Source organism: Mesorhizobium alhagi CCNWXJ12-2 (assembly GCF_000236565.1).
Taxonomy (GTDB): Bacteria; Pseudomonadota; Alphaproteobacteria; order Rhizobiales; family Rhizobiaceae; genus Allomesorhizobium; species Allomesorhizobium alhagi.
Genome location: NZ_AHAM01000073.1, coordinates 33,920 through 43,063, shown reverse-complemented (window position 1 = coordinate 43,063; position 9,144 = coordinate 33,920). Strand labels below are relative to the sequence as shown.

Below are 9,144 nucleotides of genomic sequence, written 5' to 3'. Positions count from 1 at the left end.
ATACGGTGGATGTGCTCTTCCGGGATGCCCGGCCCGAAATCGCGAATGGTGACCGCGACCTCACGCTGCGGTCCCGTCTCGACATTTCCTATCGACACGGTCACGCGGCCGCCGGACTGGCCGTATTTGCAGGCGTTTTCGAGCAGGTTCTCGAACACCTGGAACAGTTCGTCGCGGTCGCCTGGCACCTCGACTGCGTGGTCCGGCATGTCGGTCTCGATCTTCACGCCCGACTCCCTGGCGAGCGGATTGAGAGAATCGACCACGCTTTGCACGACGGTCCGCAAATCGATCTTGGCCCCAGGTTTCAGGTAAGGCTTCATCTCCAGCCGAGACAGCGACAGCAAATCGTCGATCAGCCGCGCCATGCGCGAGGTCTGGTTCTGCATGATCTGGAGAAAGTGGTCGCGCGCCGCGGCGTCGTTTCTGGCGGGCCCGCGCAGGGTTTCGACGAAGCCGGCGATCGAGGCAAGCGGCGTGCGCAGCTCGTGGCTGGCGTTGGCGATGAAATCGGCGCGCATGCGGTCGATGCGGCGGGCCTCGCTCTGGTCCTTGAACACCAGCACGTAAAGACCTGTACCCCTGCCGATCGCCGAGCCGGTGACGCGGTAGACGCGCTCGATCGGAACGCGCTCGACATAGCCGGCGACCTGCGGCGAGCCGTTGCCGGCAAGCGTCGCTGCGATCAGCTCCTGCATTTCGGGCGCGCGGAATTTCAATTGCAGCGAAATTCCCGGGCCCACGGCGGCGAAGGCGTCGAGCGCCGCATCGTTGGCGTGGACGACGGTGCCCGCGCCGTCGAACAGGATCAGCGGATCGGCCACCGCCGCCGCGAGGTTTTCGCCTGAAAGCCTCTCCAGCGCTGAACGTTCGCCCACCGCCGCTGCTTCGGCACGGCGCTGGCGGCCTGTGCGCCGCGGCGCCACCGCAGCCGCCACGAACAGCGCCGCTATGCAGACGAGGACGAAGAATGTCGATTCCTCGGCGATCGAATAGACGGCAAGGACCGCCACGATGCCGGCGGCCAGCATCCACCGGTTCTGGCTGAGCCGGCCCACAACGAGACGGCCCCATCGTCGCCCCTGACGTTCCCTTTTCGCTTCGGCCATCCGCACTTCCCGAGCTGCCACCGGCCGTTTGACCGGGCAATGACCACCCAATAGCATGAGCCGCGCAACGAGGAAGGTGTGGCGATGAAAAATGACAATGCCCGCAAGATTGAACAGTCTCCATCCGTCGCACCGGCGAACGCTCCGCCGCTCCTGAAGCTCAAGGCCGGTGGCGAAGAACGAACGTTCGACATCGACAATCCGGAGCTTCCCGACTGGCTGAAAAAGCGGACGCTGACCTCCGGCGGCTTTCCCTATGACGAAAAGATGCCGCGCAAGGAGTACGACGAAACGCTGGAGCGCCTGCAGATCGAACTGGTGAAGCTGCAATCCTGGATGCAGGCCACCGGCAAGCGCGTGCTCATCCTGTTCGAAGGACGCGATGCGGCCGGCAAGGGCGGCGTGATCAAGGCCGTCCGCGAATACATGAACCCGCGCACCGCCCGCGATGTCGCATTGCCGAAGCCCACCGAGACCGAACAGGGTCAATGGTACTACCAGCGCTACGTCGCTCATTTTCCGACTAAGGGCGAAATGGTGACATTCGACCGCTCCTGGTACAACCGCGCCGGCGTCGAGCCGGTCATGGGCTTCTGCACCCCCGAGCAGCACGCGACTTTCCTCGAGGAGACGCCGCGTTTCGAGCGCATGATCGTCGACGAGGGCATCCACTTCTTCAAGTTCTGGCTGGATCTTGGCCGCGAGATGCAGCTGAAGCGGTTCCACGACCGCCGCCACAGCCCGCTGACATGCTGGAAGTTCTCGCCGATGGACGTTGCCGGTATGACGAAATGGGATGCCTATAGCGAGATGCGCGACCTGATGCTGGAGCGGACTCACAGTTCCCACGCACCCTGGATCGTCGTGCGCTCGAACGACAAGAGGCGTGCGCGCATAGCCGCCATCCGGCGCATCCTGAGCAGCCTGCCCTATGCGGGCCGCGACCTCGAAATCGTCGGCAAACCCGACCCGAAGATCATCGGCGAGGGCCCGGATTTCCTGAAGAGTTAAATCCCAAGAAAAAATCCGCCACTATGTCGGGATCGAATGATCCCGTTCGTCCTTGAGACAGGAAGGAAAACCATGCTCTACGCGATCCTCTGCTACAACTCCGAAGACGTCGTCACTTCCTGGACCAAGGAGGAGGACGACGCGGTGATGGCCAAGCTCGACGTAGTCCACCAGAAGCTGTTGAAGGAAAGGCGGCTCGGCCCTTCGCTGCGCCTGCTGCCGACGACCGCGGCGACCACTCTGGTCAAGAATCAGGACCTGGTGATCGACGGCCCTTATGCCGAGACTAAGGAGCAACTGCTCGGTTTCTACGTGGTTGACGTCGAGGGGCTCGAGGCGGGGCTGGAAGTCGCCCGCGACCTGGCGCGTGCCAATCCCGGCGGCGCCTACGAGTTGCGGCCGATTTCCCTTTTCCTTCCAGGAAGCGGGGTGACGTGAGCGACATGGTCTGGATAAACGCGGCCCTGACGGCCGCACGTCCTCAAGCGATCGGCGCGCTGCTGCGTTATTTTCGTGACCTCGACACTGCCGAAGAGGCGTTTCAGGATGCGTGTCTGCGGGCGCTGAAGACCTGGCCAAAGAATGGCCCGCCGCGCGATCCGACCGCCTGGCTGATCTTCGTCGGGCGCAACGCCGCGATCGATTCCGTCAGGAAGCGTAGCAAGCAGGAGCCGCTACCCGCCGAGGAACTGGTCTCGGACCTGAACGACGCCGAGAGCGACCTGGCGGAGCGGCTCGACGGCTCGGACTACCGCGACGACGTGCTGCGCCTTTTGTTCATCTGCTGCCATCCCGACCTGCCGCAGACGCAGCAGATCGCGCTGGCGCTGCGCATAGTCTCGGGCCTTTCGGTCAAGCAGATCGCTCGCGCCTTCCTGGTCGGCGAAAGCGCGATGGAGCAGCGCATCACCAGGGCCAAGGCCCGCATCGCGCAGGCCGACGTTCCGTTCGAAACGCCGGGCGCGCCGGAACGGGCCGAGCGGCTCGCGGCGGTGGCGGCCATGATCTACCTAGTCTTCAACGAGGGCTATTCGGCTAGCGGCGATTCCGCGCCGATGCGCGCGCCGCTCTGCGACGAGGCGATCCGGCTGGCCAGATTGCTGCTGCGCCTGTTCCAGACCGAGCCGGAGATCATGGGGCTGACCGCGCTCCTCCTGCTGCAGCATTCCCGCACTCCGGCGCGCTTCGACGCCGACGGCTCGGTCGTGCTGCTCGAAGAGCAGGATCGAGGGCTGTGGAACCGCAAGCTGATCGCCGAGGGCTTGGCGCTGATCGACAAGGCAATTCGCCACAGGCAGCGTGGTCCCTATCAAATTCAGGCGGCGATAGCGGCGCTGCACGCGCGGGCCGCCCGCCCCGAGGAGACGGACTGGGCTCAGATCGACCTGCTCTATGCCGCGCTCGAAGAATTGCAGCCGTCGCCGGTGGTGACCCTCAACCGGGCTGTCGCGGTCGCCAAGGTACGCGGGCCGGCTGCCGCGCTGGAGATGATCGAGCCGCTCGCGCCGAGGCTCTCGGGCTATTTCCACTTTTTCGGGGTGAAGGGCGCGCTGCTCATGCAGCTCGGCCGCGCCGATGAAGCCCGCGAGGCCTTCGGCCATGCGATCGCGAAGGCCAATACCGCGGCGGAGGCCGCCCATATCCGGATGCATCTCGACCGCCTCATGAAGGACAGCGGCTCGACCGAAGCCACGCTCGCCAAATCCGGCGTCTGAACCGTACAGAAAATTTCGGCGCGTTGTCGGTTCGCCGCTCCCCCGTTCGTCCTTGGAACATCCCGCATCCGGGACTTCACGAGAACAGGAGGAACGACATGGCGACTTCAGCAGCGGCAACCGCAACCCCCGAAGCACAGGAAACCCCCGCCGTCCTGGGCGGCGTGGTGGCTTATCTCACTGTCGGCGGCGCCACAAAAGCCGCCGAGTTCTACGAACGCGCCTTCGGCGCCACGGAGGTGGCCCGGCATCCGGTCGACGAGCAGGGCCGCACGATGCATCTCCACCTCTACATCAATGGCAGCTCGGTCATGCTCTGCGATGCGTACCCGGAATACGGCCATCCGCTGAAAGAGCCGCAAGGCGTCACGATGCATCTGATGGTCGACGACATCGACGCCTGGTTCGACCGCGCAGTGAAGGCCGGCGCGGAAGTCATCCTGCCGGTGCAGGTGATGTTCTGGGGCGACCGCTACGGGCAGCTTCGCGATCCGTTCGGCGTCACCTGGGCGATGGTCGCGCCGGCTTAGGAATTCTGGCCGGTCCGCTTGCCAGCCGGCCGGGTGCCACGGCAAGCGAATGCGCCTCGCCCCTCACCACGATTCTGGGGCCGGCGCTGCGATGGGGCGTCTTGTCCCAATGGTGCGGACGCCGGAAAAGCTGGAAAAGAGCCCACCAGGCGGCGTATGACAGCATCGCCCAGTAAACGGGCGTGAACAGATAGACCTTCCACAGCCCTTCTTTTTCGCCTTTCTCCATTCCCATCGATCCGAGCGCCATGAACGATGCGTATCCGAGAGCGATGTTGACGGAATCGATCCAGAGCAGGCTGGACTGCCAGGTGCTCAGCGTGCCGCCGACTGCAATATGCATCGTCAGCCATGCAAGCGTGACCAGCAGGATGGGATGGGCGAGCGCTGACGCAACCATTCCAGCGAATAATATCTGCCCCACCCAGAAGGACTTGGGATCGAGTTCGCCCGCCAGCCGCCGCGGATTGCGCATATGGACCAGCCAGGTCTGCATCCAGCCCTTGATCTAGCGTTCGCCATCGTTTGAGATCATTCGAATTCCTTCACATAATCTAGCGTTTTCCTACACTTAGCGTAAAGTATCGTTCGGGGTGGTTCGCCAGCAGCAACGAAAATTGTTGCTATAGTGTTGCTACGGGATAACCCTAGCTACAAATCGTGGCCAGGAAACTCATCATGAGGAAGCAGCTTACCGCCGTCGCAATCGCAGCCCTGAAACCCAAGGCTGCGCCCTACTACGTCAGTGACGCCAAGACTGATGGGTTGCGCATCCGCGTCGCGCCGTCGGGCGTGATGACCTGGAACGTCGCCTTCCGCATCAAGGGCGAGGGTAGCAAGAGCGTGTCGCTTGGCCGGTGCGATCCAGAAGGCCGCAACGGGATGAATCTTGCTTCCGCCCGCGAGCGCGCCGCCTCGATCGTGAAGGCAGCGCGTGACGGGCGCCATTTGCTGGCCGAGGAACAGGCCGAGCGGCAGGCGCGCAAAGACGCCTTCACGATCGAGGAGCTGATTTCCCTGTATGCCAAGCACACGAAATCCGCGCACCGGAAAGGTGGCCCGCTTCGCACCGCTGATGACATAGATCGCCGCCTGAGGCGGGCGCTGGCAACGAAACTTGACAGCACAGCCGACAATCTCAGGCGGGCCGACATTTCCCGCATACTGGACGACGTTGCCGACACGTACCCTCGCGAGGCCGAGAAGCGCCGCCAGACCGTTGGCGCAATGTTTGCATGGGGCGTCAGCAAGGGCTACGTGAACGCGAACCCGGTCGCCGGAACATCGAGTTATGGGCTTGGCGACACAAGGAACCGCGTTCTTTCCGCCGACGAAATCCGCACTTTCTGGCAATGGCTCGACAATGGCGCGGACGGCATGCCGCCGGACGCCATTGCCGTACTCAGGCTACAGTTGCTCTTGGGAGCACGAGTTGGCGAGGTTGCCGGCATGGAGGCGAGTGAACTAGCGCACGACGGCGAGCGGTTGATTTGGCGGCTTCCGGCGAGCCGCAGTAAGAACAAGCGCGAGCGCGTCACGCCGCTGGCCGGGGTTGCGAAGGAAATCGCCGAGACGGCCTGGAGGGCGAGGCCGAAAGGTGCACTGTTCCGCACGCTCGATCGTAAGCGGGCGCTCCGCGCCGACGACATAGGCTTGGCGCTCAATCACCGCGACCGACCGATTGCGCACTTCACGACACATGACCTTCGCCGCACGGTAGTTTCCGGCATGGATGAACTGGGCATCGCGCTCGAGACAATCGCAGCCGTAATCGGCCATCAGCGCGGCACAAGGGACACGCGTACGCTGATCCGGCATTACAGCCGTCCGAACCTGGACCACCGCGTTGAAGCCGCCTTGATAGCCTGGCAGGCGCATTTGCAGGGCGCCATCAACGGAAGGTAGCAGGCCGGCTCCTTTGTCCGTCTCGCGGGGTGACTGACACCGTGCCCGACGGCTTCAGTCTGCAAGGCGCTGCACCAGATGGTCGAATTCATCGCCAAGTTCGAGAACGAGGGGCGCGCGGCCCCTGGCCCCAAATTTGCTGTTCGACGGGCTTTTTCACTCCAAGTCGCCGCCTGATTCAACTCGGGTACCGATCGCGTAAAAGAAAAAGATATGCGTCGTCGTACACAAAGGTTGAAAGAGAATCCGGTGTTTTGAGCAATTTTAGGTCTGGAGATTTGAGGACGAGGCTTGCCAGCATCAGAGCCAGGACATGACAGCTGCGCCCAACGAAAGAAGGGGCCCAAAGACGCGCGTTCAACGCGGTGGGTTTTAGCTGGAGAGCTAAAACCCATGCCACGTGCGCAGAGCGTGTTGCCTCCTTCGCTTCCGCCAGTAGGAATCAATCGGGAGCAGGCTGCGGCGTTCATCGGCGTAAGCCCAACGACTTTTGATGAAATGGTCCGGGACGGCCGAATGCCGCAGCCACGAATCCCAAGCAAGGGACGCATCATTTGGGACGTCGAGGAGGTTGTATTGGCGTTTCGAGAGCTCCCTCACCGGCAAGCAGAAAAAGCATCAACGCTTGACGAAGCTTTGCCACCAGACAATCCTTGGGATCGAAGACCTCAAAAATGACGGATGAGCCTGTGAAGGTCGATCTTAAGGGCGTCGTCAAGGACACTGATCGCCACGGCAATGATCGGTACTATTTTCGCGTACCCGGTCGGAGGAAGGTCCGGCTCCGTGAACCTATCGGCAGCCATGAGTTTCTCGAGGAGCTGCGCTGTGCGCGTGCGGGGGTCGCCTATGTTCGGCCCGGCACTCTTCCCAACGTCCGATCCGTCTCCAAGCCTTCGGAGCCAGCGAAAAAAGGAACATTGCTATGGCTTTGCCAGGAGTACTACCGTCGTGGCGGCGCGGAGATCACTGAAGACACTATGGCGCGCCGACGAGCAATTCTGGAGCGCGTGTGCGAATTGCCTCATCCGCTCGAAGGTGACCGCGATCCACAGTATCCCACTAAAGGATCGCTGCCGTTCGCCGGTATGAAACGGTCTCATGTTAAGGAGATCAGGGACACCAGGCTCGACGCCCTTGGTGCCGCAAACAATATGGTAAAGGCCATCAGTGCAATGTTCGAATGGGCAAAGGAAGCCGAGTTGGTCGATTCCAACCCTGCTCGCGGCATCAAGCGGCTGAAGAGTGGGGACGGCTGGCATACTTGGGAGGTATCGGAAATCGTCCGGTACGAAAAACGTCATGTCCGCGGCACAACGGCCAGGCGTGCGCTGGCGATCTTTATGTTCACGGGCCTGCGGCTTTCTGATGTTGCTATTTTCGGCCGACAGCAGATCACGCTGGTTCATAACGATGAAACCGGCGAATGGGAGAAATGGATCAGAATCAAGCCAGGAAAGACAAGTCGTAATAGTGAATCCGTTATGGTCGAGCTCCCGCTGCTTCCTGAGCTTGAGGAGGAACTAAATGCGACACCGGTCGACCAAATGATCTTCTTGGTCAACGAATATGGCAGCCCGTTCTCGGGGAACGGTCTCGGGAACAAAATGCGCCAATGGTGCGATGAGGCTGGATTGCCGCACTGCAGCGCACACGGGCTGAGAAAGGCCGGTGCGACCATTGCAGCTGAGAACGGCGCGACGCATGAACAGCTCAAGGCGATTTATGGCTGGACGACATATCAGCAGCCAGATCTTTACATCCGTAAAGCGCGCCGCCGGAAGGTGGCCAAGGCTGCTCGCCACCTACTCGTCATTGACCGAAACGAGAACAAAATTGTCCCACTTTCTGAGGGGGTTGATTTGAGTGGGACAAATTCGGCCAGAAAATCGTTAAAAATCAAAGAACCGAGGTAGGTGGTGGTGGGCCCGGAGGGACTCGAACCCCCAACCAAGCGGTTATGAGCCGCCGGCTCTGACCATTGAGCTACAGGCCCGCCGAGGGCTGAATTAGTCAGTTTTGCCTGCGTGCACAAGGCTTTCGCGAAAACGCGCGCTCTGCCGCCGCAATCCACCCATAATCGCGGCAATAATCGGCGCAGTCCAGGCAACACATCTCATACGGAGTTTTTGATGACGAAACGATTTTTGCCGCTGGCGCTGGCCGCCGCGATCGCGCTTCCGGCTGCTGCGGCTCGGGCCGACACGCAGCCGCCGCCGCGGATAATGGTGACGGGGGAAGGCGAAAGCGCGATCGCGCCCGATCTGGCGCTGCTGTCGCTCAGCGTCATGCGCGAGGCCAAGACTGCACGCGCGGCGCTCGACGCCAACAATGACGCCATGGCTGCGGTGATCGCCGCGATGAAGGCGGCGGGCGTCGAGGAACGCGATCTCCAGACCGCCGGCATCCAGATCGCGCCGCGCTACAATTACAGCAACAAGCCGGACGGCAGCCAGGAGGCGGAGCTCGTCGCCTATCAGGTCACCAACACGTTGTCGGTGCGCGTCCGCGACCTGTCCAAGACCGGCGAGATCCTCGACAAATCGGTGTCGCTCGGCGTCAATCAGGGCGGCGGCATATCGTTCACCAATGACGATCCGGAAAAGGCCCTGACCGAGGCGCGCAAGCTTGCGGTCGCCGACGCCATGCAGAAGGCCCGGACGCTCAGCGAAGCCGCCGGCGTAAATCTCGGGCGCATCATCGAGATCTCGGATCAGGCTGTCATGCAGCCGCCGCCGATACCCTATATGGCCAAGGCCGAAATGCGCGACGCAGCAGTTCCAATCGAAGCTGGCGAAAACGCTTACCATGTCCACGTCAACGTTGTCTTCGAACTGAAATAAGCGGCGTACAACTGCAAAAGAAAAAAACCCC

At 62.0% G+C, this 9,144-nt stretch carries 9 protein-coding genes and 1 tRNA gene; 7 read left to right on the top strand and 3 right to left on the bottom strand.

All coding sequences use genetic code 11. The features are described from left to right. On the bottom strand, window positions 1-1,109 hold a 1,109-nt coding region (locus MAXJ12_RS10220), incomplete at its 3' end, for a sensor histidine kinase (RefSeq protein ID WP_040585665.1). 84 nt (window positions 1,110-1,193) lie between these two features. On the opposite strand from MAXJ12_RS10220, the gene ppk2 reads away from it, so the two are divergent. From ppk2 to MAXJ12_RS10200, 4 genes are all read left to right on the top strand, one after another. Further along, window positions 1,194-2,120: a polyphosphate kinase 2 gene (ppk2, locus tag MAXJ12_RS10215; protein WP_008835758.1), complete on the top strand. Its 927-nt coding sequence runs from the start codon at window positions 1,194-1,196 to the stop codon at window positions 2,118-2,120. Between the two features lie 72 nt (window positions 2,121-2,192). After that, window positions 2,193-2,558, top strand: coding sequence for a YciI family protein (locus MAXJ12_RS10210; RefSeq protein WP_008835757.1), 366 nt, complete (start codon window positions 2,193-2,195; stop codon window positions 2,556-2,558). Between the two features lie 5 nt (window positions 2,559-2,563). Next, the gene (locus tag MAXJ12_RS10205) at window positions 2,564-3,835 is read left to right on the top strand and encodes an RNA polymerase sigma factor (RefSeq protein WP_162097486.1); all 1,272 of its coding nucleotides are present in this window, start codon (window positions 2,564-2,566) and stop codon (window positions 3,833-3,835) included. A gap of 98 nt (window positions 3,836-3,933) precedes the next feature. Beyond that, window positions 3,934-4,365: a VOC family protein gene (locus MAXJ12_RS10200; RefSeq protein ID WP_008835755.1), complete on the top strand. Its 432-nt coding sequence runs from the start codon at window positions 3,934-3,936 to the stop codon at window positions 4,363-4,365. Here MAXJ12_RS10200 and MAXJ12_RS10195 read toward each other — a convergent pair. Beyond that, window positions 4,337-4,861 (bottom strand): hypothetical protein, encoded by a 525-nt coding sequence (locus MAXJ12_RS10195; RefSeq protein WP_008835754.1) that lies wholly within the window; start codon window positions 4,859-4,861, stop codon window positions 4,337-4,339. The genes MAXJ12_RS10200 and MAXJ12_RS10195 overlap by 29 nt on opposite strands. A 182-nt stretch (window positions 4,862-5,043) precedes the next feature. On the opposite strand from MAXJ12_RS10195, the gene MAXJ12_RS10190 reads away from it, so the two are divergent. Both MAXJ12_RS10190 and MAXJ12_RS10185 read left to right on the top strand, forming a co-directional pair. Further along, window positions 5,044-6,270, top strand: a complete 1,227-nt coding sequence (locus tag MAXJ12_RS10190; protein WP_008835753.1) for a tyrosine-type recombinase/integrase — start codon at window positions 5,044-5,046, stop codon at window positions 6,268-6,270. Between the two features lie 674 nt (window positions 6,271-6,944). Then, a complete protein-coding gene (locus MAXJ12_RS10185; RefSeq protein WP_139043853.1) occupies window positions 6,945-8,186 on the top strand; it encodes a tyrosine-type recombinase/integrase in 1,242 nt (413 codons plus the stop codon). 4 nt (window positions 8,187-8,190) lie between these two features. On the opposite strand, the gene MAXJ12_RS10180 is transcribed toward MAXJ12_RS10185, so the two are convergent. Further along, window positions 8,191-8,266: transfer RNA gene (locus tag MAXJ12_RS10180), tRNA-Ile, on the bottom strand. A gap of 136 nt (window positions 8,267-8,402) precedes the next feature. On the opposite strand from MAXJ12_RS10180, the gene MAXJ12_RS10175 reads away from it, so the two are divergent. Continuing rightward, a complete protein-coding gene (locus MAXJ12_RS10175; protein WP_008835749.1) occupies window positions 8,403-9,113 on the top strand; it encodes an SIMPL domain-containing protein in 711 nt (236 codons plus the stop codon). Window positions 9,114-9,144 lie beyond the last annotated feature (31 nt).

Coding starts and splice junctions, on each gene's coding strand:
- ppk2 (WP_008835758.1), top strand. CDS start 1,194: ATGAAAAATGACAATGCCCGCAAGATTGAACAGTCTCCATCCGTCGCA.
- MAXJ12_RS10210 (WP_008835757.1), top strand. CDS start 2,193: ATGCTCTACGCGATCCTCTGCTACAACTCCGAAGACGTCGTCACTTCC.
- MAXJ12_RS10205 (WP_162097486.1), top strand. CDS start 2,564: ATGGTCTGGATAAACGCGGCCCTGACGGCCGCACGTCCTCAAGCGATC.
- MAXJ12_RS10200 (WP_008835755.1), top strand. CDS start 3,934: ATGGCGACTTCAGCAGCGGCAACCGCAACCCCCGAAGCACAGGAAACC.
- MAXJ12_RS10195 (WP_008835754.1), bottom strand. CDS start 4,861: ATGCAGACCTGGCTGGTCCATATGCGCAATCCGCGGCGGCTGGCGGGC.
- MAXJ12_RS10190 (WP_008835753.1), top strand. CDS start 5,044: ATGAGGAAGCAGCTTACCGCCGTCGCAATCGCAGCCCTGAAACCCAAG.
- MAXJ12_RS10185 (WP_139043853.1), top strand. CDS start 6,945: ATGACGGATGAGCCTGTGAAGGTCGATCTTAAGGGCGTCGTCAAGGAC.
- MAXJ12_RS10175 (WP_008835749.1), top strand. CDS start 8,403: ATGACGAAACGATTTTTGCCGCTGGCGCTGGCCGCCGCGATCGCGCTT.